This window comes from Sphaerisporangium perillae (genome assembly GCF_023276435.1).
GTDB lineage: Bacteria > Actinomycetota > Actinomycetes > Streptosporangiales > Streptosporangiaceae > Sphaerisporangium > Sphaerisporangium perillae.
This window is the reverse complement of sequence record NZ_JALLPO010000041.1, coordinates 65,909-91,816: the sequence shown is the minus strand read 5'-3', so window position 1 is coordinate 91,816 and position 25,908 is coordinate 65,909. Positions and strand designations below refer to the sequence as shown.

Sequence of the window (25,908 nt, the reverse complement as noted above, 5' to 3'; positions counted from 1 at the left end):
GAATCGCACTGCCCCGCGCGCTCCGCGCGGCGGACGTGACCAGGGCAGGGCGGGCGGGTCTCCCGCAGCGGGCGACCCCGCAGGCGGCCATCCCGGACGCCGTCATCCGGCGCGCGGCCACCAGGCGGGCCACCGCCTCCCGGCCCGAGGCCTCCGGGCGTGCGGCCTCCCGTCCTGCAGGGGCTCTACGGCGCGCGGCGGTCCCGCGGCGCGCCGCGACTCTCCGACGCGCCGCGGCCTCCCGGCTGGCGGCACGGCGCATGGCCAGGGCCGCCGGGATGGTCAGCCCGATGCTGTGGAGGCAGCATCGCCTCTACCGGGCCGTCCGCCTCCAGCATCCGCAGGCGGCGCGGCGCATCCGGCACGCGGGCCTGAGGTGGAGGTCGTCCGGTAACTGCGTCAGCCGGCACCGCCCCTCGTGCACCTCGCTGGACGCCGTACGGCTGGGCACGCTGTGGGGCCTGGTCAACCTCAAGCGCCGCAGCGGCTGCGACGTCGTCGTGACCGGCGGCACCGAGACCGGCCACGCCGGCGGCGTCCACAGCCACGGGAAGGGCTACAAGATCGATGTAGCGCACAACAGGTGCATCGACCGGTACATCCGGAACAAGACGGCGGGCCGCGTCCGTGGCGACGGCGCCCGGCTCTTCTATGAGCACCGCCCACAGGGCTCCACGGTGTACGCCAACGAGCCGAGCCACTGGGACATCACGTTCCTGTGACCCCGCGCCCGGCCGGTTGACGCGCCGGGCCACCTGCTCCCGGGGTGTGCGGACGCTTGCGATGGAGCGGCCGCACACCCCGGGTCCTACGCCGAGAACTCCGCCGCGACCAGCTCGGCGATCTCCGCGGTGTTCAGCGCCGCGCCCTTGCGCAGGTTGTCACCGCAGACGAACATGTCCAAGGTGTTGGGGAAGTCGAGCGCCTGGCGGATGCGCCCCACGTAGGTGGGGTCGGTGCCGACGACGTCCGCGGGCGTCGGGAACACGCCGTTCGCCGGATCGTCAAGAACGATCACCGTCGGCGCCGCGTCGAGCACCGCCCGGGCGGCCTCCGCCGTCACCGGCTCGGCGAAGGTCGCGTGCACGGCCAGGGAGTGCGTGGTGATGACCGGCACCCGGACGCAGGTCGCCGAGACCTTCAGGTCGGGGATGCCGAGGATCTTGCGGGACTCGTTGCGCACCTTGAGCTCCTCGGAGAACCAGCCGTCCTCCTTGAGCGAGCCCGCGGCGGGCACCACGTTGAACGCCAGCGGCGCGGGGAAGGGCGAGTCGACCAGATCGGGAACGGCCTTCCGGACGTCACCGGCGACGGTGCCGATCGTACGGTTGCCGGCCACCGCCGCGATCTCGTCGTACAGGCGCTCGGGCCCGGACACGCCCATGCCGGAGACCGCCTGGTAGGACGCCACGACCAGCTCGCGCAGGCCGTACTCGCGGTGCAGCGCGCCGAGGGCGGCCATCATCGACAGCGTCGTGCAGTTGGGATTGGCGATGATGCCCTTGGGCCGCCGGAGGACCTCCTCGGGGTTGCACTCGGGCACCACGAGAGGAACGTCGGGGTCCATGCGGAAGGCGCCGGAGTTGTCCACGGCGACCGCGCCCCGGGCGGCGGCGATCGGCGCCCACTGCGCCGACACCTCGTCGGGCACGTCGAACATGGCGACGTCGACCCCGTCGAAGGCCTCGGGCGAGAGCGCGACGACCTCGACCTCCTGCCCGCGGACCAGGAGCTTCTTGCCGGCCGAGCGCGGGGAGGCGATGAGGCGGATCTCGCCCCACACGTCGGGACGGCCGGAGAGGATCTCCAGCATCACCGTGCCGACGGCGCCGGTCGCGCCGACAACGGCCAGGGTGGGCTTGGTGGTGTTCACTTCGCGGCCGCTCTCATCTCTGGTGTGCTGCTGCTCGCTCATCGTCCGGTGCCTCCGTAGACCACGGCCTCCACCTGGTCGACATCGAGGTCGAAGGCCCGGTGGGCCGCGGTGACCGCCGCGTCCACCTCGTCCTGCCCGACGATGACCGAGATGCGGATCTCCGAGGTGGAGATCATCTCGATGTTGACGCCGGCGTCGGCCAGGGCTCCGAAGAACTTCGCCGTGACGCCGGGGTGAGAGCGCATGCCGGCGCCGACCAGCGACACCTTGCCGATCTGGTCGTCGAAAAGGATCTTCTCGAACCCGATCTGCTCCTGGATGCGCTTCAGCGCCGTGACCGCCACCGTGCCGTCGGCCGAGGGCAGGGTGAAGGAGATGTCCGTGCGCCCCGTGGCGGCGGCCGAGATGTTCTGCACGATCATGTCGATGTTGATCTCGGCGTCCGCGAGCGTGTTGAAGATGGCCGCGGCCTCTCCGACCTTGTCGGGCACCCCGACGACAGTGATCTTTGCCTCGCTCCGGTCGTGCGCGACACCGGAGATGATCGGCTGCTCCATCTCGTTTCCTTCAGTGTTGGGATCGGAGACGACCCACGTGCCTTGCTTGCTGCTGAACGAGCTCCTGACGTGGATCGGCAGGTTGAACCGCCGGGCGTACTCCACGCAGCGCAGGTGCAGGATCTTGGCGCCGCAGGCGGCCATCTCCATCGCCTCGTCATAGGAGATGCGAGGGATCTGGCGCGCGGCGGTGACGATGCGCGGATCGGCGGTGAAGATGCCGTCGACATCGGTGTAGATCTCGCAGACGTCGGCCGCGAGGGCCGCCGCGAGCGCGACCGCCGTGGTGTCGGAGCCGCCTCGGCCGAGCGTCGTGATGTCCTTCGTGTCCTGGGAGACACCCTGGAAGCCGGCCACGATCGCGATCTGGCCGCTGCGCACCGCCTCCTGGATGCGGCCCGGCGTCACGTCGATGATGCGCGCCTTGCCGTGGGTGGAGTCGGTGATCACGCCGGCCTGCGAGCCGGTGAACGACCGCGCCTCGTGGCCGAGGTTGGCGATCGCCATCGCGAGCAACGCCATCGAGATGCGCTCGCCGGCGGTCAGCAGCATGTCGAGCTCGCGCCCCGGAGGCAGCGGCGTCACCGCCTGGGCCAGATCGAGCAGCTCGTCGGTCGTGTCCCCCATCGCCGAGACGATCACCACGACGTCGTTGCCGGCCTTTTTCGTCGCGACGATCCGCTGGGCGACCCGCTTGATGCGAGCAGCGTCGGCGACGGAGGAACCACCGTATTTCTGGACAACGAGCGCCACGGGATGTCTCCCAAAGTTCAGTCTGCGGAGCTCACAGTCTACTGGCGGCTCCTTGAGCCCCAACTGATATGGCCAGCATGTGGACAGCCGGCGCCCGGGACCGGGCACACGCTGTGGACACTTTGCCGCCCACCGGCCGCTCGGGAGGAGACCGCGGCCGCGCGGAGGGCGGGGGCGACCTGTGCGGGATCAGGCGGTGGTCGTCGTCTCCTCCACCACGTCGAGCCGCGTGTGGGCCACCAGCGCCTGCAGCGCCCGCATCGCGGCACCCGCGTGGTTGCCCCAGGTGTTGAAGTAGGAGTACTGCCACCACCACAGCGCCTCCAGCGGGCGCCCCGCGCGGTAGTGGCCGAGCCCGTGGATCAGGTCGGCGGCGACGGCCGCCAGGTCGTCCGACAGCCGGTAGGCCGTCACCCCGGTGTCCTTGTACGGGTCGAACACTTCGGCGTAGTCGTCCACAGGGCCGAGACGCGTGGCCAGAGCCGTGCGCACCCCGTCGAGGTCGGGATCGGGGCCGGTCGCGGGCTCGAAGTTGCCCTGCAGGATCACGTCCTGGGCCGCTCCGAGCTGCGCGCCCGCCAGGCTCACCTGCGAGACCTCGACCAGCAGCATCGGCAGCGTGGCGTCACCGCCCTCACCGCCCGCGAGCCTGGTCAGGCCATCGAGGTAGTTCTGCGCGTGTGCCGCGATGCGATCCGCGAGAGCGCTCCACTCATCAAACATCCAGCAGCCTCCGTCCTTCGAAAGCGCGGCCCAAAGTGACCTCGTCGGCGTACTCGAGGTCTCCGCCCACTGGCAGACCGCTGGCCAATCGTGTCACTTTCAAATCCATCGGTTTCACCAACCTGGCCAGATAGGTCGCCGTGGCCTCCCCCTCCAGGTTCGGGTCGGTCGCGAGGATCAGCTCGGTGACCTCCCCGTCCGCCAGCCGCGTCATCAGCTCGCGGATGCGCAGGTCGTCCGGGCCCACGCCCTCGATCGGGCTGATCGCCCCGCCGAGGACGTGGTAGCGGCCACGGAACTCGCGGGTCTTCTCGATGGCGACGACGTCCTTGGACTCCTCCACGACGCAGATCACGTGGGGGTCGCGCCGGGTGTCCCGGCAGATCCGGCACTCCTCCTCTGCCGCGACGTTCCCGCAGACGCGGCAGAACCGGACCCGCTCCTTGACCTCGAGCAAAGCGTGCGCCAGCCGCTTGACGTCGGCCGGGTCCGCGGACAGCAGGTGGAAGGCGATCCGCTGCGCGCTCTTTGGACCGACGCCGGGCAGCAGGCCCAACTCGTCGATCAGATTCTGGACGACCCCTTCGTACATGACGGTCAGAACCCTGGCAGCTGGAATCCGCCCCCGCCGAGGCCCTGCGCCAGCGGCCCGAGCTTCTCCTGCTGGAGATCGGCCGCCGCGCGGACCGCGTCCCGCACCGCCGCGATCACCAGATCGGCGATCGTGTCTGCGGTCTCCTGCGGGTCGCCCGGGTCGATGGCCTTTGGGTTGATCTTGAGCTCGAGCAGCTCCCCACTCCCGTTGACGGTCGCGACGACCAGGCCGCCACCGGCGGTTCCCTCGACCTCCGCGTCGTTGAGCTCCTGCTGTGCGGTCGCGAGCTGCTGCTGCATGAGCTGCGCCTGCTCGAGCAACTGCTGCAGGTTGACATCACCTGGATTCACGATGGTGCGCTCCTCATGGCTTCGCGTGTGGCACGAGCCTACGGGGTTTGCCGCGCATGTTGCACTGGCGCGGGCCGGTGTTGGCGAGGAGGCTCCGGCCGCCGGGGGCTGGGACACCTCGGCCCGCCGCAGGTCGCACCCGCATCCCCAGGGCCCGCCCGGCCGTCCTCGCGCCTGTCACAGCACGGTTCTCCTGCGCCACCACGGGATCCGGCCCTGCGGCACCGCGTCATCGGGCAGGACCGAAGCCCCCGCAGCGAGCGGTTCCGGCGCATCCGAACCCGCCTCGGCCCCGGTCAAGCCGAAGCCCACACGGCCCCACCACTCCCCCGGACCCGGGCCATGCCCACGCGCCCTTCACCCGCCCAGGACAGACACCGGCCACATTCCGTCACCAAGACCACAGAACCCGGCCAAGATTCATCTGGCCCTGGCCGATCACCACGACGCCGCTCATGCCAGGTGGACTCAACGGGCGGCGTCGCGGGCGCCTGCCCCTCACCAGGTGGGCTCTCACTCTTCCCACCTGGCGCCGAACTCACGTGTGGTCGATCTCGCCGATGATCTGGCCGCCCAGCTCGCGCTGGACCAGGGCCATACCCGTGAGGGCGCCGGCGTCGGCGTCGGCGTCGTTGTCCGGGTCCACCTCGTCGGCCTCGGCGGGGGACGGACCGGTACGGCGCGGAACGGCGTCCGGCCACCCGGCGGAACCCGCCTGCCGGGGCCCCGACTGGGCCGCCGCCTGCGCCGCCGAGCGCGCTGCGGCCAAGCCTGAGCGGGACGCGCCGAGACCTGGGGACGGCGCGTGTCCCTCGTCGTCCGGCGGCGGCGCGTCCGGCCATGGCTCGTCCGACGCGGACGCCTCGGCCTGCGGCTTCTGGGCGGGCGCCTGTCGCCGGGCCTGTGGCTGCGCGGCCGGCGGACCGGCGGGCCCGGTCTCCGCCGGGGGCTGCGTCACCGGCGGGGGCTCTGGACGCGCCGGCGCGGGCCTGGCGGCGGGGGCCTGGCGTCCTGCGGCCGGGGAGGGCGCCGAAGGGCCGGATCCGCCCGGGGAGTTGCCGACGACCGCCTCGACGCGCCAGTTGCCGCCCATGACCTCGGCGATGGCCGCCGCGACCACGGTGTCCTTGGCGCCGTTGACGAAGTTGCGCATGGCGCCGACCTGGCTGAAGCCGAGCGTGACGATGTTGTCCTCGACGCCGATGAGCTGCGAGTTGGTGTTGACGTTCGCCCACACGGCCGGGGAGCGCCGCTTGAGCACGTCCAGGATCTGCGGCCACGTCTGCTGGAAGGCGCCGCCGGCCACCTGGACCACCGGACCGGGGGAGGATGCCTCCGCCCTGCGTGACGGCGCCTGCGACGCCGCGGGCGCGGAGTGGCCGGCAGAGCCCTCGGCGGCGCGGGAGGCCGCCTGCGGCGCGGCGGCCCTGGCAGGAGCGGGCCAGTCGTCCGCGGGCGGTCGCGCGGCCGGCATCCGCGCCTCCGGCTGCGGGCCCTGCCCCGGCTGGGCCTGCTGGGCCTGTCCCGGCTGGGCGTACGACTCACCTGCCGCGGGCTCGCGCGCCGCGCCGGGCCCCGAGGAGGAGGCGGGCACCGCCCCGGCCACCACCCCGCCGCGCTCCAGGCGCTCCAGGCGAGCGAGCAACGCGGCCTCGCCCTGCTCGGCGGCCGGAAGCAGGACCCGGGCGCACATCAGCTCGAGCAGCAGCCGGGGAGAGGCGGCGCCGCGCATCTCGGTCAGACCCGCGTTGAACAGCTCGGCCGCCCGGGTCAGCCCGGCCGGGCCCATGGACGCGGCCTGCTCGGCCAGCCGCTCCAGCTCGTCGGCCGGACGGTCGAGCAGGCCGTTGCTCACCGCTTCTGGCACGTTGGCGAGCACCACGAGGTCGCGGAACCGCTCCAGCAGGTCCATCGCGAAGCGGCGCGGGTCGTGGCCGCCCTCGATCACCCGGTTGACGGCGTGGAAGACCGAGGCTCCGTCGCGCCGCGCGAACGCCGCGACGATCTCGTCGAGCAGCCCGCCGTCGGTGTACCCCAGGAGGGACACCGCGCGGGCGTAGGTGATGCCGGCCTCGTCGGCGCCGGCCAGCAGCTGGTCGAGGATCGACAGCGAGTCACGCGCCGAGCCGGCGCCCGCGCGTACGACCAGGGGCAGCGCGGTGGGCTCGTACGGCACCGACTCCGAGGAGAGGATCTCCTCCAGGAGCTGGCGAAGCGTCGCGGGCGGCATGAGCCGGAACGGGTAATGGTGGGTGCGGGACTTGATGGTCCCGATGACCTTCTCCGGCTCGGTGGTCGCGAAGACGAACTTGAGGTGAGGCGGTGGCTCCTCGACGAGCTTGAGCAGGGCGTTGAAGCCCTCGCGCGTCACCATGTGCGCCTCGTCGATGATGTAGATCTTGAAGCGCGCGGAGACCGGGGCGAAGAAGGCACGCTCGCGCAGGTCGCGGGCATCGTCCACGCCTCCGTGGGAGGCGGCGTCGATCTCGATGACGTCCAGGTGGCCGGGCCCGGTGGGGGCGAGCGCCACGCACGACTCGCACTCGCCGCAAGGGTCGGGCGTCGGCCCCTTCTCGCAGTTGAGCGAGCGGGCGAGGATGCGGGCGCTGGAGGTCTTGCCACACCCACGCGGACCGCTGAAGAGATAGGCGTGGTTGATGCGCCCGGTGCTGAGCGCCTGCCGCAGGGGCTCGGTGACGTGCTCCTGACCCTTGACTTCGGCGAAGGTCCCAGGCCGGTACTTGCGGTAGAGGGCGAGACTCATGCCGTCTCCTCGCCTAGGGGGTCGGAGTGGAAAGCCACCGGAGCACCGCGAAGGTCATATGTGTCGATCAGCTCGATCATGTGACGACACCGTCCTGGGGCTCCAGCGAAGAGACCCCTCGCACACCCGACAGAGCCCGCTTATCCTTGCTGCCTTCCGGCCCTGGGGAGGTTCACAGGATGACGCCGTGCGAGGGGTCCGGTGACAGTCTAGCCGTGTGCGGCAGTGCTCGGGGCGGCCCGAGCGGGAACACCGAGACCGATTCGTCGTCATCCCCGTGGTCTCCGCAGCCTCCGAAGTCCGGTAAGCTTCTCGGCGGAGGATTCGCCTAGTTGGCCTAGGGCGCACGCTTGGAAAGCGTGTTGGGGGCAACCCCTCAGGTGTTCCATTCGCCTAACCCCCCCCCGCGGGGTTGGGGTGGGCCGGCAACACGCCACACCCCTTCCGGCTTTCCAGTCTCAGTTGGCCTTCTGAGAGGACTCATCTCCCTCTCCGCAGCTGATCGGCAACGCTCTGCCGCCGGCTCTACCTCGTCCTGGGTCAAGGTCGGGGCCGCGTTACCCGACCGATACGCTGACGTTCCAACCTGGAACCCTTCGGCAGAGTTGTTCTGATACATGGACCGTTACGAGGGGTTCCATGAGTTCGTACGCGTTCGTCAGCAATCGCTGATGCGGACGGCGTACCTGCTCACCGGGAATGCCCATCTCGCCGAGGACCTGCTGCAGACGGTCCTCACCCGTGTCGCCACGCACTGGGCCAAGCTCGCCAACGGCGGTAACCCCGAGGCATACGCCCGCAAAGCCCTGGTGAATCAGACCATCTCGTGGCGCCGGCGCAAGCAGGTCGAGCTGCCCGGAGCCGAACTGCCCGAGCGGGCCGAGTCCGGGCAGTCGCATGACGAGGCGACCCTGCGCCGTATCGCCCTGCACCACGCGCTGGCCCAGCTCACGCCGAAGCAGCGGGCCGTGATTGTGCTGCGCTTTTACGAGGATCGCACCGAGCACGAGACCGCGCAGCTCATGGGCGTCTCAATCGGCACCGTCAAGAGCCAGACCAACTACGCGCTGTCGAAACTGCGCGCGCTCGCTCCTCAGGAGGTGTATCGATGAAAACGCTACGTGAGGATCTGCGGACGCTGGCCGAGCAGGCGCCCACCGTCGATCTGGCGACTCGGGCGGTTCAGGGCGCCCGCAGAAGGCGAGTGAACCGCCTGGTCGTGGCCACGGCCGCCGTGCTGTGCGTGATCTCCGGTGGCGGAGTCGCGCTGCTCCAGCATATCTCCCCCGCACCCCAAATCCTGTTCACGCCTCCGGAGACCACAGTGCTCCCACTGCCAGGGAAGGGAGTTGGACCGGCCGAGCAGGCGTACCGGCCCAGGTGCCGAAGCAACGGCGGGCCGTGCGCCGAGCGCGCCTGGCGGATCGTGACGCGTGAAGGCGACACCTACGAGCTGGCCGAGGCAGAGACGGGGCCGCTGGCAGTCACGGCGGACGGCCGCAGGATCGCGTACTACAGCTCGAAGCAGCGCGGGATCGTTGTACGCGACCTGGCGAGCGGCAGGATGTGGAAGGCGCCGCTGAAACAGCCCGAGGAGGACTTTGCGGTCGAGTACACGCTGCGACTGTCGCCCAGCGGGCTACGGTTCGTCGTGTCGGGGTGGGGCGGGCGTCGAGAGCCGAACAAGCTGGTGGACGTGGAGCGCAAGACCGTGACCGACCTCGCCCGGGGATGGTGGCCGGTGAGCGTGTCGGACGGGTCCGGACCCGTCGTGCTGGCCAAGCCGAATGACATGACCAGCCAGGTGTGGGTACTCGGCCACGATCCGATCACCATCCAGGACTTCACGTACTACTACAGCGCCCTCGGACCCGACGGGCGGATGCTCGTCCGGCTGGGGCAGACCGTCGACCGGAATCGAAAGCCGATGGTTCGGCTGGACGGCTCGATCGTCATCTTCGACGCGATTCGTGGCGGCAGGGAGACTCGTATTCCGATATCCGGCCTTCCGGAGGGCCTCGCTCCTTCACAGCTCGGGAACTGGTTGAACGACACGGAACTGACCGTGCTCGCCGTACCTCAGGAGCCGAACGGGCTGGCGTCGGTGGTGTATGCGGTGGACGTGCGGACGGGCGAGAGCAGGGAGCTGTTCGCGCCGCGTGACGGTGGCCCGTTCGTAGTGCCGGGACTCATCCGCTGACCGCGGCCGTATCCGCGCATCACCAGGTGTAGGGCGAGGCCGGCCTACCTGTTCCGAACAGAGATCCGCAGACTTGGAAAGCGTGTTGGGGGCAACCCCTCAGGAGTTCGAATCTCCTATCCTCCGCCAGCTCAAAGGGGCCGGACCGCGCAAGCGATCCGGCCCCTTTGACGTTCGAGTCGGACCGGCCTCGCACGTATGCCGACCTGCGTGCCGTCGATCAGATCTCGTCGCGGATGGCGGCGAGCAGCCCGGGGGTGTCTACGACCGGTGCGGCCACGATGCTCAGGTGGTCCATGACTGCGGTGTAGTGGTCGAGATCGGCTTGGTGCGGTCCGGCCCACCGGCGTTGGCGCCTCATGGAGGCGGCTTGGCCCACCGAGGGTCGTCGTTCCCGTTGATCGGCCGGGCGGCGTGGCCGGGTGCGGGCTGGTCGCCGACGCCGGGATCGGCGGCGCCGCCGACGTGGGCGCATGTCGGGCCCAGACCGAGGCCCAGGCCGGTGCCGGCCGCGAAGGCGAGTACCAGGCCGGCGACGTACGGGCCCTGGGATATGACCCTGGCCCGCAGCCACGCGCTCACCGGCATGATCGGCAGGCTCCGGACGAAGTAGGCGGGAGGCGGCAGTTCGTCACCGCGCGCGGGAGGCGGCCGCTCCTCGCGAGGAGAGGACCATGCCTCGTCCCTAGGAGAAGGCCATGTCGCGTCGCGGGATGAAGATGGCGCTTTGTCGTGGGATGGCCGTGGTACCTCGTCCATGGCACCCAAGGTGACCTCCGTCTCACCAAAAGTGATCGTCGATCAGCACGGTAATCGCGGCGCACCTGTCATCCCGGAACCGGCGCCCCAGGCAGGGCCGATCACGGCACACCGTTGGCACTCAGCGGTGACGGTCTTGACAGAGACCGGGTCCACGGAGGTCCCGGTGACCGGCGCGCGAGGTCCGGGCGGCAGGCTCCGCGTGAGGTCTGGATGGCCGGCCGGCCGTCTGGCCTGGCTCTCCATACGGAACGTGCATGATCGTTTTTTTGCGGGGAACTAGGGGGGCAGACGACACCCTGAAAACGAAGAAAAAGGGAAAACGGGCCGATGGACTTCCGTGACGATGTCGACCTTGACGCCTCCCAGGTCGAAAACCGTGGTGGCGGGGGCGGGTTTCGCGGTGGCGGGCTCGCCATCGGCGGAGGCGCGGCGGGCATCATCGCGCTGATCGCCGCCCTGATATTCGGGATCAACCCCGGTGACATCACCGGTGGCGACGGAGGGACGACGGGCGTGCAGCCGACCTCCGACCTCTCCCAGGAGTGCAAGAAGGGCTCCGACGCCGACCAGTCGGAGAACTGCCGGGTGGTCGGCGTGGTCAACAGCATCCAGGCCTACTGGAAAGACGCGTTCGACCAGAGGGGCAACGGCCAGTACACCCCGGCCAAGACAGTCCTGTTCACCGAGGCCGTGAACACCGGTTGCGGGCAGGCCACCTCGCAGGTCGGGCCGTTCTACTGCCCGAGCGACAAGCGGGTCTACCTGGACCTCAGCTTCTTCGACGAGCTGCAGAGCAAGTTCGGCGCCAAGGGCGGCCCGTTCGCGCAGGCGTACGTCATCGCCCACGAGTACGGCCACCACGTTCAGGATCTCCTCGGCACCATGGACCGCGTCAGCGGTGACAGCCAGGGTCCCGACAGCGCCTCCGTCCGATTGGAGCTCCAGGCGGACTGCTACGGCGGCGTCTGGGCCAAGAACGCCGTGGACACCGGCTTCTACGAGAAGCCCTTCACCGACACCGACATCCAGGAGGCGCTCGACGCCGCGGCGGCCGTCGGCGATGACCGTATCCAGGAGAAGGCGCAGGGCCGCGTCGATCCCGAGGCCTTCACCCATGGCACGGCGCAGCAGCGGATGAAGTGGTTCAGCACCGGCTACAAGTCCGGTGACCCCGGGCGATGCGACACCTTCTCGGGCAGCATCTGAGCCGCATCTGAGCCGCATCTGAGCCGATCGACACCTCACCACGCGACCGCTGAAGCAGGCAAAGCTCGAAAACTCTCTTAAACTGCGTAGGGTGATCTTCAAGTCAGTCGGTGATGGCCGCCCGTACCCCGAGCATGGCCTGTCGCATCGCGAATGGGCAAAGATACCGCCCCGGCAGGTCAGGCTCGACTCTTTGATCACCACGAAGGCGGTGCTCGATCTGCATTCATTGCTCGCGAAGGACTCCACCTTCTACGGCGACCTTTTCCCCCACGTAGTGCAGTGGCGTGGTGAGCTCTACCTCGAAGACGGCCTGCACCGCGCGCTGCGCGCGGCCCTGCACCAGCGCTCGGTCCTCCACGCGCGGGTGCTCGAAGTGGACGCCCCCGGCGGGATGCCATCCGAAAAGAGCGAATGGCCGGAATGATCAATACCGGCCGCCGGCCTCGTAGGTAAAACAGTTCTCGTACGCGCCACCCGCCGCACCTCGGTTACCTAGGCTTCGACCGTCGCAGGGGCGACACGGCTCACGCCGCTGGAACGCGAACGCCGGGGCGGTCATCAAATGCCAGATGTCACACAGCTCGTGGCACAGATCCGTGAAGAGCTCGCAGGAGAGCTGCGCGAGCGCGTACGCGAGCGTCTCGGCCAGCAGCCCACCGAGTGGCTGGTCGAGCAGTTGATGGCACTGGCGCTGCCCGCCACGGAGGTGGCGCACATGATCCCTCGGCAGGTGCCACGACGTCCCGATGCCGGCGAGACCCTGCCCGCCCATCCCGCCCGCCAGGACGAGAGCGGTCACGAACGGCACGATGCCGGCGAGAGCGAGCACGCGCGCGGGGAGGCCCGCGAAAGCGGCCACGAACGCCGGTCCGCCCAGGACGAGGACCAGGCACCTCCATGGAGCCGCAGTGATCACGAGACCGACGAGAGCGAGGACGACCGTGCCGCGCACGCGGCGCGGATCCGCCGCCTCGGCCTCGACCAGGCGTCCATGCCGCGCTACGTCGAGCGCTACCGTGCGCTGGGGCGCGAGGAGCTACAGCAGGAAGGTCACCTTCTCGACCCGCCGGACAAGGGCGGCCCGCTCATCTCCGCCGCTCATCGCTCACCCCGGGGAGAGGCGCTGCTCCGCGAGGCGAAGGATCTCCTGCACGCCCTGCTGTTCGGCGGCGAGGAGGACGGGGTCCGGCTCGACCGCGTGCAGCGCGAGTCGCTGACGCTCACGGTTCCCCGGGCCAAGGCGCACGCCGTCGCGCCCCTCATGCGCGCCGCCACGGAGATCGGCGCGGAGGGCACCTGGCGCGACTCCGAGCGCGTGGCGGACGACGACCGTGCCGCCAACATCCTCTTGCAGGTGGAGTACGGAGAGGTCGCCGGCGAGCTGGTGGGCAACGCCGTCGCGGCGACCCTGCGGCTGATCAACAACCTGGAGATCAACGAGCAGGTGCTCTACGGCCGCACGGAGAACGTCGAGGAGAGCACCCTCGACCCCTGACCGGCGGGCGCGGCCCGGAGGTCGCCCCGTGAGGAGGTCCTCCCGGGGCGACGGAGAGGTGAGGTCAGTGGTGGCGCACGATGGCGGGCGTCTCCTCGTGCACGGCGTGGACGTGGGGCTTCCTGTGCTGAGCGCGGATGTGGTTGTGGTTGTGCTTGGCGACGGCGTGCCTCTTGTGCTTGGCACCAGCGTGCCTGGCGTGCCTGGCGACGGCATGCCTCGTGTGCTTGGCGGCGCGCTTCTTCTTGTGGTGCCTGATGGCCGACCTCTTCTTGTGGTGGCCGCGCTGCTTGGAGGAGCATCGCTTGCCCTTGCAGGTGGACTCCTGGCCGGCGTTCGACGCCGCCGCGGAGGCGGAGGTCGAGGCCATGGTGGACGCGTCGGCGGATTGCATCGCCAGCGCCCCCGGAATGGCGAGCACGGAAGCCACCAGGATTCCCGTGGCAAGAGTGTGTCTGAGCATAAGAGATCACTCCATTTGTCGTTATGGTCCGCCGGGACATATCCCGACATAAGGAGCGTCGTTCTGGTTTACTCGGGATTCGCCAAAACGGCGCGAAAACTACAGACATCACCTTAACCGGGCGAAATCCAGCGAGCTTCCCATAAGAGGCAAAGCCTTGGTTGGGGCAAGGCTGCGCAGCTCAGGCCATGAGCCTTGCGGGTGCCGGGGTTTAATCGGTTGACGGCTTGACTCGGCACCGGAAAACCTAGGCAGATGTTGATAAGACGCGAACTTCCGGCAGATATCCCAGCCATCCGCGACGTGCACGCCGCCGCGTTCGCCAAACCGGACGCCCCCGCCGACACCTCCGTGGAGGCCGGCCTGGTGGACGCGCTGCGTGCGTGCGACGCCTGGATTCCGGAGCTTTCCCTTGTGGCCATCACGGCGGACGGCGCCGTCGCCGGGCACGTCGTCTGCAGCCGGGCCTCCGTCGGGTCGACCCCCGCGCTCGGGCTCGGCCCGCTCGGCGTGCTCCCCGCCCACCAGCGCCAAGGTGTGGGCCACGCGCTCATGCACGCCGTGCTGGGGGCCGCGGACGCGCTCGGCGAACCGCTCGTCGTGCTCCTGGGCCACCGCGACTACTATCCGCTGTTCGGTTTCCGACCGGCGGGCGAGTTCGGCATCACCCCGCCGGTCGAGGCGTGGGGACCCCACTTCCAGGTGCGCACCCTGGCGGGCTACGCGCCCGACATGCGCGGTGCGTTCAGGTACGCGAAGCCGTTCGAGGACCTGTAGCCGCGGACATTCTCAGTCACCCACCACTGATCCACAGGTGCGGGCCGGTCCCGCACATAGATCGAAAAAGGCCTCCGACCGGTGATCCGGTCGGAGGCCCTTCGTGGTGGCGGTGGAGGTGGGATTTGAACCCACGGATGGGTTGCCCCATCACACGCTTTCGAGGCGTGCGCCCTCGGCCACTAGGCGACTCCACCGCCGAGCAGCCTACCGGATGCACGCCTATGTTCGCGCGTCGCAGGTGTCCGGTATGCAGAGGAAAGACCGGTTCAGCCGCGCCGTCCCGCGAAGAAGTCCCTCAGCAGGGCCGAGCACTCCTCGGCGAGGACGCCCAGGATCACCTCGGGACGGTGGTTCAGCCGCCGGTCGCGGACCACGTCCCACAGTGACCCGGCCGCGCCCGCCTTCTCATCGACGGCGCCGTAGACGATCGTGTCCACCCGGGCGAGCACCGCGGCTCCCGCGCACATCGTGCACGGTTCGAGGGTCACGACCAGCGTGCACCCGGCCAGCCGCCACTCGCCGCGTGCTCGGGCCGCCGCCCGCAGCGCCAGTATCTCGGCGTGCGCGGTCGGATCGGCACTCGCCTCGCGGTCGTTGCCCGCGGCCGCGAGCACCTCGCCGGCCGGCCCGAGGACGACGGCCCCGACGGGCACCTCACCGCGCTCGCCTGCCCGCACCGCCTGCTCGAGCGCGAGCCTCATCGGGCCCTCGAACTCCCCCGGCGACGGGCCGCTCACGGGTGAAGGCTCATGGCGGAAGACTCATCCACGAAGGCTCGGCACACGGGGGTTCGGCACACGCAGGCTCACGGGCGGAGGCGCTAGTGCAGCCGGTCGAGCTCGTCCGCGAAGGAGAGCTTCTCCGCGATCACCGACAGGGTGTCCGCGGGGAGGACCCCCTCCTCCATGCTGAGCTCCAGGAGTTCCTCGGAGGTCACCCCGAGGTCGCTCAGCAGCTCGAAGTCACCGGCCGGCCGGACCCCGAGGTCGGCGTCCTTGTCCGGCACCAGCACCCCGGCGAGCTCGTTGAAGAGCTCGCCCAGGCCGTCACCGGCCGCCGCGTGGGCGTCGGAGAGGAACGCCCGCGGCTCGACGTCGTCGTCGTAGCGGACGATGGCGAACCATTCGTCCTCCACCTCGACGCAGAGCAGCGCGAGCTCCTCACCGTTGAGGCCCAGAGCCTCCTGCACGGCGTCGCCGAGGTCGTCGGCGATCTCGGCGTTGGTGAGATCGACCTCGGCCCCGCTCCACCCGTCGGGCGTGCGGACGAAGGCGGCGGCGAACAGAGCGCTGTGTGTTGGTCTCGAGGGCATGATCGGGGCTCCCGAGGTCAGCCGATGGCTGAGTCGACGGCACGTTCAAACGGCTGGGAGAACCCGAGCCGTGCGGCGATGCTGGAAAGCACCTCATCCGGAAGCAGTTCGAGGTCACCGGAGAGGGCGCCCAGCTCCATCTCGTCGAGCCCGAGGTCTGCGAAGATCGACAGATCTCCCGCGGGGAGGACCATGTCGAGTTCCTCCTCATCGGGGACGGGGACGTCGAGGAGCTCCAGCACCTGCTGAGCCAAGGGCCAGTCCCACGACGCCGTGATGTCGGACAGGAAGACGTCGACCCGCTCCCCGAACACCCTTAATGCCACGAAGAAGTCATCCCCCACGGCGACCAGGCCAATCGTGGCACCCATACTCGGTTGCTGACGAAGGGCATGGATGAGCCCATGAAGGTCCGCAGTGAGACCTATGGGCAACATCTCGGCTTCCCAGCGGTCGTCCTCGCGGTAGACCACGATGGCGAAGTCAAGAGCATCTACGTCTGTCATCTTCACCCCACCGACGCGGTTCTTACAGTTGGTAATGCTCCCAGAATCACTCAGCCCCCGTAGGCCCCTCGGGCAAATTGTGATCAAAAACGGGTGCGCCCGGACAGCTTAGGGTGTGATGGCCGTTACCTGGCTGCTCGTACCGTTTACCCGGTCACAGGAGATAGCGTTGGCAGCCATGAAGACCCTCGTCGTTGACCATCCGCTTGTTGCCCACAAGCTGACCGCACTGCGGGACGTGCGCACGGACTCCCCGACGTTCCGGCGGCTCGCCGATGAGCTCGTCACGCTCCTGGCCTATGAGGCCACACGCGACGTGCGGGTCGTCGACGCGACGGTCTCCACCCCTGTCGCCCCGGCTCACGGGGTACGGCTGGCGCGCCCCGCGCCGCTGGTCGTGCCGATCCTGCGGGCGGGTCTCGGCATGCTCGACGGCATGACCCGCCTGCTGCCCACCGCCGAGGTCGGTTTCCTCGGCATGATCCGCGACGAGGGCACCCTCAAAGCCCAGACGTACGCGACCCGGCTGCCCGAGGACCTCTCGGGCCGCCAGTGCTACGTGCTGGACCCCATGCTCGCGACCGGCGGCACGCTCGCCGCGGCGATCCAGCTGCTGTTCGAGCGGGGCGCCGAAGACGTCACGGCCATCTGCCTGCTCGCCGCCCCCGAAGGCCTGGCCTACATGGAGCAGGTGTTCACCGACTCCGGCAACCCCGTGCGGGTCGTGACCGCGGCTCTGGACGAGCGGCTCAACGAGCACGGCTACATCGTGCCGGGCTTGGGCGACGCCGGGGACCGCCTGTACGGCGTCGTCTGATTCTTTTTCCTTTTTCTTCCGCTGGTTGACACACGTCTAGTTACATACTGTGTTTCTGTGGGTACGCAGAGTGATGACGATGTCACTGTGTTCCCGGTCCCCTTGGGCCGCGGACGCACCCCTGGGAGAGCAATGGACCAGCCGCCGGATTTTGACGCCTATACACAGGTCGAGACCGTGCTTAAGGTCGAGTTCGCCGGGGTCCATCCCGCCGCGACGGTGACTCGCTGCATCGAAGCGGCTCACCACGGCGCGATGGAGGTCACTGGTTACGCGTACCCGAGCCTGGTCGAGCGAATCGCGCGCAAGCACCTCCAAGTGCTGGCCACGGTCGCCGGCGAGCAAGGGTGACGCAGGTCACATCCAGACCCCTAAAGACTGTGGGGTCGGGATGCGCTTTACCGAGCCAATGAGCTGGGTAATGTATACGGTGGGTGCAGTGGGTGAGTTGGTTAACGGAGGCAGCAGTGCAGGTCAAGAAGGTTCTAACGTACGCAGCCATCGCGTTTGTGGCTTTCTACCTGTTCACCAGACCGGCTGACGCGGCAAGCGCGGTCAAGGGAGCAATGGACACTGTGGTGAACGCCGCGGATTCGCTGGCGCTATTCTTCACGAAGCTGACATGAGACTTGTGACCCACGGGGACTCTGCTCCGTCGTCGGTCAATCGTTACCTTCTCCCCCACGAACACCAGGTCATCATGGTGCGGCGTCACCCGGCCGTACTGCTGCGGCCGGTCGCCGAGGTCTTCGGCGGCCTGGTCCTGGCGGGGCTGCTGAGCAAGTGGCTCGGCGAGAACCAAGGGTCACAGGCGTTGGTGATCGTCTGGTGGGCCTGGCTTCTCTTACTCATCCGCTTCGTTTGGAAAGTAGCCGAGTGGTCGGTGGACTACTTCGTCGTGACGTCCAAACGGATGCTCCTGACCACCGGCCTGATCACCCGCCGGGTGGCGATGATGCCACTCGGCAAGGTGACCGACATGAGCTTCCAGCGCTCGCTTCTCGGCCGCATGCTCGGGTACGGCGAGTTCGTGCTGGAGTCGGCTGGTCAAGATCAGGCGCTGTCGACGGTCCCCTTCATTCCGTACCCGGAGACCTTGTACCTCGAGGTTTGCCAGATGCTCTTTCCCAGTTCTGACGACGATGATTAGTCCAGATTCGTCCTGAATCCCGAGGGGTGAGACAGACTTCCCCTCGGGATTCTTGACGTGGGTATACCCGATTCGGCTGCTTCGTGCCATCATGGCGGGACCATTGACCATAACCCCGCCTTAAGAGATCACATGCCGAGTCAGGGAACCATCGGTGACCGCGTCCGCGGGCTGCGTCTGAGCAGGCGTTTGTCTCAGGCCCAGCTGGCAGGACCGGACCTCTCCGACAGTTATGTCTCACTCATCGAGTCCGGCAAGCGCACGCCGACGCCAGTGGTCGCCCGACTGCTCGCGGAGCGCCTTGGTTGCACCACCGAGTTCCTCCTCCACGGGATCGAGCCGCGCCAGCGAATCGACACCGAACTCGGGCTGCGCCACGCCGAGTTGGAGCTGTACCACGGAGACGCGGCCCTCGCCGCCGACCGGTTCGGCGACATCGTCAAGGCCGCGGGGGAGGACAACGCTCTCCTCGCCGCGCACGCCCGCCTGGGGCGCGCCCGTGCTCTCGAGGAACAGGGCAAGATCGGCCGTGCCGTCGAGGCGTACGAGCGGCTCCGCCGCGAGGCCGCCGCGCATCCGGAGCGCCTGGCCGACCTGCCGCTCACCGTGGCGCTGTGCCGGTGCTACCAGAGGGCCGGCGACGTGATGCGTGCCCGCGACCTGGGTCTCAAGGCCCTGGAGCAGGTCACGCAGCTGTCGCTGTTCCACGGTGAGGTCGCCGTCGACCTCGCCGCGGCGCTTGCCGACGCAGAGATCGGCCTGCCATACATCGAGCAGGTGCTCGCCGTCACCGGCGTGCCGGTGCCGGCCGACCGCACGACGGAGATCCTGTCGCTCTGGCAGGCCAGCGTCTCGGCGGCCGAGGGCGAGGACTCCGCGCTCGCGGTGCAGTTCGCCGACGACGCCCTGTCCGCAGGGCGGCCCGCGCGGATCGCGGTCCAGATGGCGAAGATCGCCATGCGCTGGGCGCAGATCTCCGCGTCCCTGCCCGACACCGGCCTCGGCCAGGCGGACCAGCTGGTCTCCCGCGCCACCGAGGTGTTCTCCGTCCTTCCCGCCGAGTCGGTGGAGTACGCCCGCAGCCTCGTCGTGCTGGCCCGCGTCCATCTGCGGTCCGGTGACGTACGCGGTGCGGACGACCTCGCCGTCAAGGCGCTGGCGTTGCTGTCCGACGAGCCTGGAACCATCACGGCGTCCGCGCACCTGGTGCTGGCCGAAAGTGTTTTGGCACGGTCCGAGGGGGACGTCACGGCCCATCTGGAGCGCGCTGGAGCCCTTCTGGCGGCGGTGCCGTCGCCCGGGGCGATCCGCGACCGCGAGATCGCGGAGGTCTGGCGCGAGCTGGGTGACCTTTGGGGCAAGGCCGGTAACCGCGGCCAGCAGACACGCGCGTATCGTAGGGCACTCGAAGCGGTCGGGGTCAGGTCGACCGTCACCGGTGCCGTGACATCCGCGGTCTTCGCACGGTAGGCCTCCCGCCAGGGGCTCCGGATTTGGCGCGGAGCCCCTGGAATAATTAAGGTCGACCAATCATTGACTCGTAGGATGATTGGTTACCCGGAGGAGGCAGACTGTGAGTCTGCGTACGGCGCAGCGGGCTTCCCTCGTCGACCAGGTGATCGAGCAGCTCAAGGAGCAGATCACCTCTGGGTCCTGGCAGCTGCATGCCAAGATCCCTACGGAGACGGTTCTCGCTGAGCAGCTTGGCGTCGGCCGGAACACCGTACGAGAGGCGGTGCGCGCGCTCACCCACGCCGGCCTCCTGGAATGCCGCCAGGGTGACGGCACCTACGTGCGTGCCACGAGCGAGCTCTCCGGTGCCATGGCGCGGCGCCTGCGCGCCGCCGAGCACATGGAGATCCTCGAGGTACGGCGGGCGCTGGAGGTCGAGGCCGCGAGGCTCGCGGCCGTGCGGCGCACCGAGGTGGACATCGAGCTGATCGAGGCCGCGCTGCTCCGGCGGGAGCAGGCGTGGGCCGAGGCCGAGGTCAACGGCTTCGTGGAGGCCGACCTGGCCTTCCACGTCGCGGTCGTCGAGGCCACCCACAACCGCGTGCTGATCGAGCTGTACAAGGACTTCTCCGCCGCGCTGCGGGCCAGCATCGCCGCCGCGGGAGCGCCGCTGGAGAACGGGCACATTCCGCACGACGCCATCGCCCGTGCGATCGCCGCCGGCGACGCGGCCGCCGCCGAGCGCGCCGGGCACGCCTGCATGGAGCACATCGCGATCGCGCTCGCCGAGACCCCCGAGCTGCTCGACTGAGCGTGCTCAGGCCAGGCGCAGGGACATCACCAGGTAGCGGAACGCGGGATCGTCGCCCTCGTCGGTGATCAGCACAGGGCGGGTCGGGGAGACCATGTTGATCCGGGCCTTCTCGGTCTCCACACCGGCGAGGCCGTCGAGCAGGTAGTGCGGCTGGAAGGCGATCTGGATGTCGTCACCGGCCAGCTCGGCCGCGACCGCCTCCGCTCCCCGCCCGATGTCCCCCCCGCCTGCCTGCACCAGCACCTCGCCCTGGGTGAAGGTCAGCCGGATGGCGGTGTTGCGCTCGGCGACCAGTGCCACACGCTTGATGGCCTCGACGAACGGCGCCACCGTGACCTCGGCGTGGATCGGCCAGTCGTCTGTGAGCCGCGAGCGGTAGTCGATGAACTGCTCGTCCAGCAGCCGGACCGTCGTGGTGCGGCCGGCGCACTCGAACCCCGCGACCCCGTCGCCGAACCCGATCGAGACCTCTCCCGCGCGCAGGAAACGGCCGACCTCCACCATCACCCTTGCGGGCACCATCACCGCCGCCTTCTCCTCCTGCCGCTCGGGGTGCCACAGGAAGTCGCGGGCCGCGATGCGGTAGCGGTCGGTGGCGGCCATGGAGACGTTGACGCCGTCGATGTCGACGCGGATGCCCGTGAGCATGGGGAGCGTGTCGTCGCGGCTCGCGGCGGCGGCCACCTGGTTGACGGCGGAGGCGAAGACGCCGCCCCCGACCGCGCCCGCCTTGGGCGGCATCGCGGGGAGCTTCGGGAAGTCCTCCACCGGCATGGTCAGCAGGCCGAACTCGGCGCCCCCGCAGGTCAGCACCGCCTCGGCGCCGGAGGTGACGATCTGGACCGGCTCGGCGGGCAGGCTGCGGGTGATCTCGGCGAGCACGCGGCCGGGGATCAGCACCTTGCCCGGCTCCGCGACGTCGGCCTCGATCACGGCGCGGGCGGAGACGTCATAGTCGAACACCGAGAGCGTGAGGACGTCGTCGAGCGCCTCGAGCAGGATGCCGGACAGCACCGGCACGGCGGGGCGGCCCGGCAGTGTCCGGGCGCTCCACGCCACCGCGTCGGCCAGGACATCGCGGTTCACCTGGAACTTCACCCTGATCCATCCCCTTCGAAAACGTCTGCTCCCCAGAAGGTAGCGCCTGGGTGGGACATTTACCCACGAAGCAACCCGAGCATCACCCAGCCGCCCGCTCTCCCCCGGCCGCCCGCGATCGCCGGTTCCGGCGCCGGGTCACGGCGCGGGCCGCTCAGCCTCTGGTGCCGTTGAGGTAGGCGAGGACGGCGAGCACGCGCCGGTTGTCGTCGTCGGAGACGGCCAGGTCCAGCTTGGCGAAGATGTTCGCCGTGTGCTTGGCCACGGCGCTCTCGCTGAGGAACAGGCGCTGGGCGATGGCGGCGTTCGAGCGGCCCTCGGCCATCAGCTCCAGCACTTCGCGCTCACGCGGGCTGAGCCGCCCCAGCGGTTCGTGGCGGGCGTTGCTGGCCAGCAGCTTGGCGATCACATCCGGGTCCATGGCGGTGCCTCCCGACGCGACACGGCGCACCGCGTCGACGAACTGGGCCGAGTTGAAGACCCGGTCTTTGAGCAGGTAGCCCACACCACCGGTGCCGTCGGCGAGCAACTCCCGGGCGTACAACTGCTCGACGTGCTGCGACAGGACGAGCACCGGCAGCCCCGGGATCGAGCGGCGAGCCGCCAGCGCCGCCTGGAGCCCCTCGTCGGTGAAGGTGGGCGGCAGTCGCACGTCGACGACCGCCACCTCCGGGCGCTCGTCGAGCAGGGCCTTGAGCAGCTCGGGCCCGGACTCGACCGCCGCGACGATCTCGAACCCGTGCGCCTCCAGCAGGCGGACCAGGCCGTCGCGCAGCAGGTACAGATCTTCGGCGAGCACCACTCTCATCAGTCGGGCTCCACATCGGCTCGTTTGCCCCGGCCCGTGACGATCGCCGCGTAGACGACCATGCTCGTACCAAGAGCGATCATGCCGAGGATGACCGGCCACTGGAAGGGGGTGGGCATGTACAGCGCGAGGAACCAGCTCCGTTCCTGAACACCGAAGATCTTTAAGCACATCGCGACGAGCCCCTGGGGGAACAGCGGCAACCAGAAGAGCCCCCAGCACGCGCCGATCAGCCTGTACTTCCACCGGGGCAGCGTGTTCTCGCAGGAGGCGTGTCCGGCGAAGGCCCGCGGGATGTCGACGCTGGCCGTCGTCGGCCCTCCCCCGGGGCTGTGCAGGGCCAGGACGCCGTCGAACGCGGCCACCCGCCGCTCGATGCCGCGCAGGCCGCTGCCGCGCGACGGATCGGCTCCGCCGTGACCGTCGTCGGTGACCGTGATGCGCAGGGCGGCGCCGCGGCGGCTGATGTCGACCGTGACCTCGCGGCCTCCCCCGTGCCTGCTGGCGTTCGTGAGCAGCTCGCTCACGACGAAGTAGGCGGCCGACTCGACGGGGGCCTCGGGACGCGCCGGCAGATCGACGCTCACGCTGACCTGTAAAGGGCTGTCGAGGGCGAGAGCCCGTACGGCGTCGCCGAGCCCGCGCTCGGCGAGGACCGGCGGATGGATGCCCCGTACCAGCTGCCGCAGCTCGACCAGCGAGGCCGCCGAGGCCTCGCGCACCTTGGCGATCAGCGCCTTCGCCGCCTTCGGGTCGGAGTCGACCAGTTCCTCGGCCGCGCCCAGCGTCATGCCGATGGCCACCAGGCGGGCCTGCGCGCCGTCGTGCAGGTCGCGCTCGATGCGCCGCAGCTCCGCGGCCTGCGAGTCGACCGCCTCGGTGTGCACCTGCGTCAACTGTCGCACGGCGTTCGTCAGGCGGGCGTTGCGGGTGGGGGCGAGCAGGAGCCGCGTCCACAGGCCATGGACGGGGACCACGAGCGGAGCCAGAAGCACCCCCGCGACAGCGAGGGCGACGCCGGCCGCCGCCACCACCGGAGGCCCCTGGTAGGCCAGCATCGCCCCGAATCCCGTCACGAGCAGCGGGGCCAGCACCAGCAGTCCGCCGACCAGCGGGTCGGCCAGCAACCACGCCAGATCACGCCAGGTGGCCGGATCTTTGATCATCCAGGCCCAGGTGCTGTTGAAGTTGGGCACCAGGGACGTGCGGTACAGGTTGCGCCCCTCGCGGTACCATCCGTCGCGCTGCGGCACCGGCGGCGGCGGCGCGGGGCGGTAGGGGTCCGCGATCTGCACCCCGGCCCACGCGAGGGCGAGCCTGCGTGCCTGACCTGCTCGGCGCCGGACGACACGAATGGTGGCCGGGAACAGGAAGACCATGCCGAGACCGAAGCACAACAGGAGCGCGAGCGCCGCCAGCGTGGCGATCACCGCGTTCCCGACGGCCAGGACGAGCAGCATGAGAGCGCGCCCGAAGCCGACCACCGTCCGGAGAACCATGCGGCCCAGTCTGCTTCATCGAAGCCTTGGCTCGTAGTAGCCGTGACGCCCGTCCAGAGGTGTAGCTAGGTACACCCCCGTTCGGGCCGCAGGCGCATTCCGACGCCGCGCCGCGATTCCTAGCGTCGACGGCATGGGAATCATCGAGATCACCGAATTGCGCAAGCTGTACGGCGAGCACGTGGCGGTCGACGGCGTGTCGTTCACCGTGGAGGAGGGCGAACTCTTCGGCGTGGTCGGCCGCAACGGCGCCGGCAAGACCACGACGGTCGAGTGCGTGTCCGGCCTTCGCACCCCCGACAGTGGCACGATCACGGTCACCGGCCTCGATCCGCGCCGGGACCGCGCGGAGCTGCGGCAGAGGGTCGGGGTGCAGCTGCAGGACTGCTCGCTCCCCGACCGGCTGAGGGTCGGCGAGGCCCTCGACCTGTACGCCTCCTTCTACGACCGTCCGGCCGACTGGCGGGCGCTGCTGGAGGACGTCGGCCTCGGGCCCAAGCGCGACACGCCCTTCGCCAAGCTGTCCGGCGGGCAGCGGCAACGGCTGTCGATCGCCCTCGCCTTGGTCGGCGCCCCGCGGGTGGCGATCCTCGACGAGCTGACCACGGGGCTCGACCCGCTGGCGCGGCGGGAGACGTGGGAGCTCATCGAGCTGGTCAAGGGGCGCGGCGTCACCATCGTCCTGGTCACCCACTTCATGGAGGAGGCCGAGCGGCTCTGCGACCGGGTCGCCGTGATCGACCGGGGCCGGGTCGCCGCCGTGGACACGCCCGCCGGCCTGATCGCCAGGGTGGACGGCGGGCAGCGGGTCCGCTTCCGCTCGCCGCCGGGCGCCGACCAGGTCCTGAAGTCTCTGCCGGAGGTGGCGAGCGTCACCCGCGACGGCGACGACCTCACCGTGACCGGGTCGGAGAACCTCCTGGTCGCCGTGACCACGGCCCTCGCGGCCAACCGGATCGTCCCCGCGGGGCTCCAGATGGAGCGCGCCACGCTGGACGACGCATTTCTCGCCCTCACCGGCCATGCGGCCACCGACGCGTCCTAGGAGACCCCCCGCCATGTCGACCATCGGCACGACCTTCCCCCGCGGATCAGCGCGCAGGCGTGCGGGGCTGCGCAAGCTCCTGCTCACGGAGGCCAGGCTCTACGTCCGCGAGCCGCTGACGGCCTTCTTCACGCTCGTCCTTCCGCTCGGCCTGCTGCTGATACTCGGCAGCGCCATCCCTGGCTTCCGCGACCCCGACCCCTCGCTCGGCGGCGAGCGGGTGGTGGACACGCAGCTGCCCGCGATGATGATCCTGCTCTCGGTGGTGACGTCGGCGTTCAGCATCATCCCCAGCGTGCTCGCCGTCTACCGCGAGCGCGGGGTGCTGCGCCGGTTGTCCATCACCCCCGCCTCCCCTGGGATGCTGCTGGGCGCCCAGCTGCTGCTCAACCTGGCCACGACCATCCTCGCCGCGTTCCTGACCATCCTGTTCGGCCACCTGGTCCTCGGCACGCGCGTGCCCGCGCACCTCCTGTGGTTCGTGCTGATCTTCGTCGCCGGGGTGTGCGCCATGTTCGCGCTCGGCCTGTCCATCGCGGCCGTGGTCCCGAACGGCCGTGCCGCCGGAGGCGTCGGCGCCATCGCGATGTTCCCCCTGCTGTTCCTCGGCGGCATGTGGCTGCCCCGCGAGCTGATGCCGGAGGGGCTGCGCCGGCTCAGTGACTTCACCCCGACGGGCGCGTTCGGCCAGGCGCTGCGCGACACCTGGGCCGGAGCCGCTCCGCAGCTGCTCCACCTCGGCGTGCTCGCGGTGTGGGCCGTGGCCGGATGCGTGTTCGCGGCCCGGGCCTTCCGCTGGGAGTGACGCCCGCCGGTCGCGGCCCGCGCGGGGCGGCCGCGACCGGCTGTACTTGACCGATCATTCTTGTTAGAGTCGCCC

The 25,908-nt window shown here is 69.7% G+C and carries 30 protein-coding genes, 2 tRNA genes and 1 other RNA gene; 16 read left to right on the top strand and 17 right to left on the bottom strand.

Annotated features, from left to right (window positions below):
- Nucleotides 1-722 (top strand): hypothetical protein (locus MYF83_RS33190; RefSeq protein ID WP_248964702.1); only part of this gene is annotated, 722 nt, incomplete at its 5' end.
- A gap of 86 nt (nt 723-808) precedes the next feature.
- Here the strand turns inward: MYF83_RS33190 and MYF83_RS33185 are convergent.
- The 7 genes from MYF83_RS33185 to ffs form a co-directional block, all read right to left on the bottom strand.
- Nucleotides 809-1,915 carry an aspartate-semialdehyde dehydrogenase gene (locus tag MYF83_RS33185; RefSeq protein ID WP_279340395.1) on the bottom strand — a complete coding sequence of 369 codons (1,107 nt, stop codon included), beginning with the start codon at nt 1,913-1,915 and terminating at the stop codon, nt 809-811.
- Entirely contained in the window at nt 1,912-3,186 is a 1,275-nt protein-coding gene (locus MYF83_RS33180; RefSeq protein WP_248964701.1) for an aspartate kinase, read from the bottom strand. Before MYF83_RS33180 ends, MYF83_RS33185 begins: the two co-directional genes overlap by 4 nt.
- 189 nt (nt 3,187-3,375) lie before the next feature.
- Complete coding sequence (locus MYF83_RS33175; RefSeq protein ID WP_248964700.1) at nt 3,376-3,909, bottom strand: DUF5063 domain-containing protein; 534 nt, start codon at nt 3,907-3,909, stop codon at nt 3,376-3,378.
- Nucleotides 3,902-4,501, bottom strand: coding sequence for a recombination mediator RecR (gene recR / locus MYF83_RS33170; protein WP_248964699.1), 600 nt, complete (start codon nt 4,499-4,501; stop codon nt 3,902-3,904). Before recR ends, MYF83_RS33175 begins: the two co-directional genes overlap by 8 nt.
- 5 nt (nt 4,502-4,506) lie before the next feature.
- Entirely contained in the window at nt 4,507-4,854 is a 348-nt protein-coding gene (locus MYF83_RS33165) for a YbaB/EbfC family nucleoid-associated protein (RefSeq protein ID WP_248964698.1), read from the bottom strand.
- 538 nt (nt 4,855-5,392) lie between these two features.
- On the bottom strand, nt 5,393-7,618 hold the full coding sequence (locus tag MYF83_RS33160) for a DNA polymerase III subunit gamma and tau (RefSeq protein WP_248964697.1): 2,226 nt from the start codon (nt 7,616-7,618) through the stop codon (nt 5,393-5,395).
- Nucleotides 7,619-7,724: 106 nt separating this feature from the next.
- Nucleotides 7,725-7,820, bottom strand: an RNA gene (ffs, locus tag MYF83_RS33155) — signal recognition particle sRNA small type.
- 116 nt (nt 7,821-7,936) lie between these two features.
- Here ffs and MYF83_RS33150 point away from each other — a divergent pair.
- From MYF83_RS33150 to MYF83_RS33140, 3 genes are all read left to right on the top strand, one after another.
- Nucleotides 7,937-8,021 (top strand) — tRNA-Ser (locus tag MYF83_RS33150).
- Nucleotides 8,022-8,235: 214 nt separating this feature from the next.
- A complete protein-coding gene (locus MYF83_RS33145; protein ID WP_248964696.1) occupies nt 8,236-8,730 on the top strand; it encodes a SigE family RNA polymerase sigma factor in 495 nt (164 codons plus the stop codon).
- The gene (locus tag MYF83_RS33140; RefSeq protein ID WP_248964695.1) at nt 8,727-9,818 is read left to right on the top strand and encodes a hypothetical protein; all 1,092 of its coding nucleotides are present in this window, start codon (nt 8,727-8,729) and stop codon (nt 9,816-9,818) included. Before MYF83_RS33145 ends, MYF83_RS33140 begins: the two co-directional genes overlap by 4 nt.
- Before the next feature lie 220 nt (nt 9,819-10,038).
- Here MYF83_RS33140 and MYF83_RS33135 read toward each other — a convergent pair whose 3' ends face one another.
- Both MYF83_RS33135 and MYF83_RS33130 read right to left on the bottom strand, forming a co-directional pair.
- Nucleotides 10,039-10,179: a hypothetical protein gene (locus MYF83_RS33135; RefSeq protein ID WP_248964694.1), complete on the bottom strand. Its 141-nt coding sequence runs from the start codon at nt 10,177-10,179 to the stop codon at nt 10,039-10,041.
- Nucleotides 10,176-10,406 carry a hypothetical protein gene (locus tag MYF83_RS33130; RefSeq protein ID WP_248964693.1) on the bottom strand — a complete coding sequence of 77 codons (231 nt, stop codon included), beginning with the start codon at nt 10,404-10,406 and terminating at the stop codon, nt 10,176-10,178. Before MYF83_RS33130 ends, MYF83_RS33135 begins: the two co-directional genes overlap by 4 nt.
- Nucleotides 10,407-10,907: 501 nt before the next feature.
- Here MYF83_RS33130 and ypfJ point away from each other — a divergent pair.
- From ypfJ to MYF83_RS33115, 3 genes are all read left to right on the top strand, one after another.
- Nucleotides 10,908-11,786 carry a KPN_02809 family neutral zinc metallopeptidase gene (gene ypfJ / locus MYF83_RS33125; protein WP_248964692.1) on the top strand — a complete coding sequence of 293 codons (879 nt, stop codon included), beginning with the start codon at nt 10,908-10,910 and terminating at the stop codon, nt 11,784-11,786.
- A gap of 91 nt (nt 11,787-11,877) precedes the next feature.
- On the top strand, nt 11,878-12,213 hold the full coding sequence (locus MYF83_RS33120; RefSeq protein WP_248964691.1) for a type II toxin-antitoxin system VapB family antitoxin: 336 nt from the start codon (nt 11,878-11,880) through the stop codon (nt 12,211-12,213).
- A 138-nt stretch (nt 12,214-12,351) separates the two neighbouring features.
- On the top strand, nt 12,352-13,284 hold the full coding sequence (locus MYF83_RS33115) for a hypothetical protein (protein ID WP_248964690.1): 933 nt from the start codon (nt 12,352-12,354) through the stop codon (nt 13,282-13,284).
- A gap of 64 nt (nt 13,285-13,348) precedes the next feature.
- Here MYF83_RS33115 and MYF83_RS33110 read toward each other — a convergent pair whose 3' ends face one another.
- Nucleotides 13,349-13,747 carry a hypothetical protein gene (locus MYF83_RS33110; protein ID WP_248964689.1) on the bottom strand — a complete coding sequence of 133 codons (399 nt, stop codon included), beginning with the start codon at nt 13,745-13,747 and terminating at the stop codon, nt 13,349-13,351.
- 255 nt (nt 13,748-14,002) lie between these two features.
- Between MYF83_RS33110 and MYF83_RS33105 the strand changes: the two genes are divergently transcribed.
- On the top strand, nt 14,003-14,524 hold the full coding sequence (locus tag MYF83_RS33105; RefSeq protein WP_279340394.1) for a GNAT family N-acetyltransferase: 522 nt from the start codon (nt 14,003-14,005) through the stop codon (nt 14,522-14,524).
- Between the two features lie 107 nt (nt 14,525-14,631).
- Here MYF83_RS33105 and MYF83_RS33100 read toward each other — a convergent pair.
- The 4 genes from MYF83_RS33100 to MYF83_RS33085 form a co-directional block, all read right to left on the bottom strand.
- Nucleotides 14,632-14,721, bottom strand: a tRNA-Ser gene (locus tag MYF83_RS33100).
- Nucleotides 14,722-14,793: 72 nt separating this feature from the next.
- Entirely contained in the window at nt 14,794-15,228 is a 435-nt protein-coding gene (gene tadA / locus MYF83_RS33095) for a tRNA adenosine(34) deaminase TadA (RefSeq protein ID WP_248964710.1), read from the bottom strand.
- A gap of 119 nt (nt 15,229-15,347) precedes the next feature.
- Entirely contained in the window at nt 15,348-15,839 is a 492-nt protein-coding gene (locus MYF83_RS33090; protein WP_248964687.1) for a tRNA adenosine deaminase-associated protein, read from the bottom strand.
- Between the two features lie 17 nt (nt 15,840-15,856).
- Complete coding sequence (locus MYF83_RS33085; protein ID WP_248964686.1) at nt 15,857-16,345, bottom strand: tRNA adenosine deaminase-associated protein; 489 nt, start codon at nt 16,343-16,345, stop codon at nt 15,857-15,859.
- Nucleotides 16,346-16,523: 178 nt separating this feature from the next.
- Between MYF83_RS33085 and upp the strand changes: the two genes are divergently transcribed.
- The 6 genes from upp (at nt 16,524) to MYF83_RS33055 (ending at nt 20,575) form a co-directional block, all read left to right on the top strand.
- The gene (gene upp / locus MYF83_RS33080) at nt 16,524-17,162 is read left to right on the top strand and encodes a uracil phosphoribosyltransferase (RefSeq protein ID WP_248964709.1); all 639 of its coding nucleotides are present in this window, start codon (nt 16,524-16,526) and stop codon (nt 17,160-17,162) included.
- Nucleotides 17,163-17,294: 132 nt separating this feature from the next.
- Entirely contained in the window at nt 17,295-17,513 is a 219-nt protein-coding gene (locus MYF83_RS33075) for a three-helix bundle dimerization domain-containing protein (RefSeq protein ID WP_248964685.1), read from the top strand.
- Nucleotides 17,514-17,629: 116 nt separating this feature from the next.
- Entirely contained in the window at nt 17,630-17,788 is a 159-nt protein-coding gene (locus MYF83_RS33070; RefSeq protein ID WP_184610310.1) for a hypothetical protein, read from the top strand.
- Entirely contained in the window at nt 17,785-18,312 is a 528-nt protein-coding gene (locus MYF83_RS33065; RefSeq protein ID WP_248964684.1) for a PH domain-containing protein, read from the top strand. Before MYF83_RS33070 ends, MYF83_RS33065 begins: the two co-directional genes overlap by 4 nt.
- A 132-nt stretch (nt 18,313-18,444) precedes the next feature.
- A complete protein-coding gene (locus tag MYF83_RS33060; protein ID WP_248964683.1) occupies nt 18,445-19,782 on the top strand; it encodes a helix-turn-helix domain-containing protein in 1,338 nt (445 codons plus the stop codon).
- 103 nt (nt 19,783-19,885) lie between these two features.
- A complete protein-coding gene (locus tag MYF83_RS33055) occupies nt 19,886-20,575 on the top strand; it encodes a FadR/GntR family transcriptional regulator (RefSeq protein ID WP_248964682.1) in 690 nt (229 codons plus the stop codon).
- Between the two features lie 6 nt (nt 20,576-20,581).
- Here the strand turns inward: MYF83_RS33055 and dnaN are convergent, their stop codons facing one another.
- The 3 genes from dnaN to MYF83_RS33040 all read right to left on the bottom strand — a co-directional run bounded on the left by dnaN (nt 20,582) and on the right by MYF83_RS33040 (nt 23,983).
- On the bottom strand, nt 20,582-21,676 hold the full coding sequence (dnaN, locus tag MYF83_RS33050) for a DNA polymerase III subunit beta (RefSeq protein ID WP_248964681.1): 1,095 nt from the start codon (nt 21,674-21,676) through the stop codon (nt 20,582-20,584).
- A 154-nt stretch (nt 21,677-21,830) separates the two neighbouring features.
- Nucleotides 21,831-22,484: a LuxR C-terminal-related transcriptional regulator gene (locus tag MYF83_RS33045; protein ID WP_248964680.1), complete on the bottom strand. Its 654-nt coding sequence runs from the start codon at nt 22,482-22,484 to the stop codon at nt 21,831-21,833.
- Nucleotides 22,484-23,983, bottom strand: a complete 1,500-nt coding sequence (locus MYF83_RS33040; protein ID WP_248964679.1) for a sensor histidine kinase — start codon at nt 23,981-23,983, stop codon at nt 22,484-22,486. The genes MYF83_RS33045 and MYF83_RS33040 overlap by 1 nt, the downstream gene beginning before the upstream one ends.
- Nucleotides 23,984-24,116: 133 nt before the next feature.
- On the opposite strand from MYF83_RS33040, the gene MYF83_RS33035 reads away from it, so the two are divergent.
- Together MYF83_RS33035 and MYF83_RS33030 are read left to right on the top strand one after the other, a co-directional pair.
- Entirely contained in the window at nt 24,117-25,028 is a 912-nt protein-coding gene (locus MYF83_RS33035) for an ABC transporter ATP-binding protein (RefSeq protein WP_248964678.1), read from the top strand.
- A gap of 13 nt (nt 25,029-25,041) precedes the next feature.
- Nucleotides 25,042-25,833: an ABC transporter permease gene (locus tag MYF83_RS33030; RefSeq protein ID WP_248964677.1), complete on the top strand. Its 792-nt coding sequence runs from the start codon at nt 25,042-25,044 to the stop codon at nt 25,831-25,833.
- Nucleotides 25,834-25,908: the final 75 nt, after the last annotated feature.

Bases quoted from the DNA above. Each gene is read 5' to 3' on its own strand.
- MYF83_RS33140 (WP_248964695.1), top strand. From the start codon at position 8,727: ATGAAAACGCTACGTGAGGATCTGCGGACGCTGGCCGAGCAGGCGCCC.
- recR (WP_248964699.1), bottom strand. From the start codon at position 4,501: ATGTACGAAGGGGTCGTCCAGAATCTGATCGACGAGTTGGGCCTGCTG.
- upp (WP_248964709.1), top strand. From the start codon at position 16,524: ATGAAGACCCTCGTCGTTGACCATCCGCTTGTTGCCCACAAGCTGACC.
- MYF83_RS33110 (WP_248964689.1), bottom strand. From the start codon at position 13,747: ATGCTCAGACACACTCTTGCCACGGGAATCCTGGTGGCTTCCGTGCTC.
- ypfJ (WP_248964692.1), top strand. From the start codon at position 10,908: ATGGACTTCCGTGACGATGTCGACCTTGACGCCTCCCAGGTCGAAAAC.
- MYF83_RS33105 (WP_279340394.1), top strand. From the start codon at position 14,003: ATGTTGATAAGACGCGAACTTCCGGCAGATATCCCAGCCATCCGCGAC.
- MYF83_RS33160 (WP_248964697.1), bottom strand. From the start codon at position 7,618: ATGAGTCTCGCCCTCTACCGCAAGTACCGGCCTGGGACCTTCGCCGAA.
- MYF83_RS33085 (WP_248964686.1), bottom strand. From the start codon at position 16,345: ATGACAGACGTAGATGCTCTTGACTTCGCCATCGTGGTCTACCGCGAG.
- MYF83_RS33035 (WP_248964678.1), top strand. From the start codon at position 24,117: ATGGGAATCATCGAGATCACCGAATTGCGCAAGCTGTACGGCGAGCAC.
- MYF83_RS33090 (WP_248964687.1), bottom strand. From the start codon at position 15,839: ATGCCCTCGAGACCAACACACAGCGCTCTGTTCGCCGCCGCCTTCGTC.
- MYF83_RS33045 (WP_248964680.1), bottom strand. From the start codon at position 22,484: ATGAGAGTGGTGCTCGCCGAAGATCTGTACCTGCTGCGCGACGGCCTG.
- MYF83_RS33075 (WP_248964685.1), top strand. From the start codon at position 17,295: ATGGACCAGCCGCCGGATTTTGACGCCTATACACAGGTCGAGACCGTG.
- MYF83_RS33060 (WP_248964683.1), top strand. From the start codon at position 18,445: ATGCCGAGTCAGGGAACCATCGGTGACCGCGTCCGCGGGCTGCGTCTG.
- MYF83_RS33175 (WP_248964700.1), bottom strand. From the start codon at position 3,909: ATGTTTGATGAGTGGAGCGCTCTCGCGGATCGCATCGCGGCACACGCG.
- MYF83_RS33130 (WP_248964693.1), bottom strand. From the start codon at position 10,406: ATGCCGGTGAGCGCGTGGCTGCGGGCCAGGGTCATATCCCAGGGCCCG.
- MYF83_RS33145 (WP_248964696.1), top strand. From the start codon at position 8,236: ATGGACCGTTACGAGGGGTTCCATGAGTTCGTACGCGTTCGTCAGCAA.
- MYF83_RS33065 (WP_248964684.1), top strand. From the start codon at position 17,785: ATGAGACTTGTGACCCACGGGGACTCTGCTCCGTCGTCGGTCAATCGT.
- tadA (WP_248964710.1), bottom strand. From the start codon at position 15,228: ATGAGGCTCGCGCTCGAGCAGGCGGTGCGGGCAGGCGAGCGCGGTGAG.
- MYF83_RS33115 (WP_248964690.1), top strand. From the start codon at position 12,352: ATGCCAGATGTCACACAGCTCGTGGCACAGATCCGTGAAGAGCTCGCA.
- MYF83_RS33030 (WP_248964677.1), top strand. From the start codon at position 25,042: ATGTCGACCATCGGCACGACCTTCCCCCGCGGATCAGCGCGCAGGCGT.
- MYF83_RS33135 (WP_248964694.1), bottom strand. From the start codon at position 10,179: ATGAGGCGCCAACGCCGGTGGGCCGGACCGCACCAAGCCGATCTCGAC.
- MYF83_RS33185 (WP_279340395.1), bottom strand. From the start codon at position 1,915: ATGAGCGAGCAGCAGCACACCAGAGATGAGAGCGGCCGCGAAGTGAAC.
- MYF83_RS33040 (WP_248964679.1), bottom strand. From the start codon at position 23,983: ATGGTTCTCCGGACGGTGGTCGGCTTCGGGCGCGCTCTCATGCTGCTC.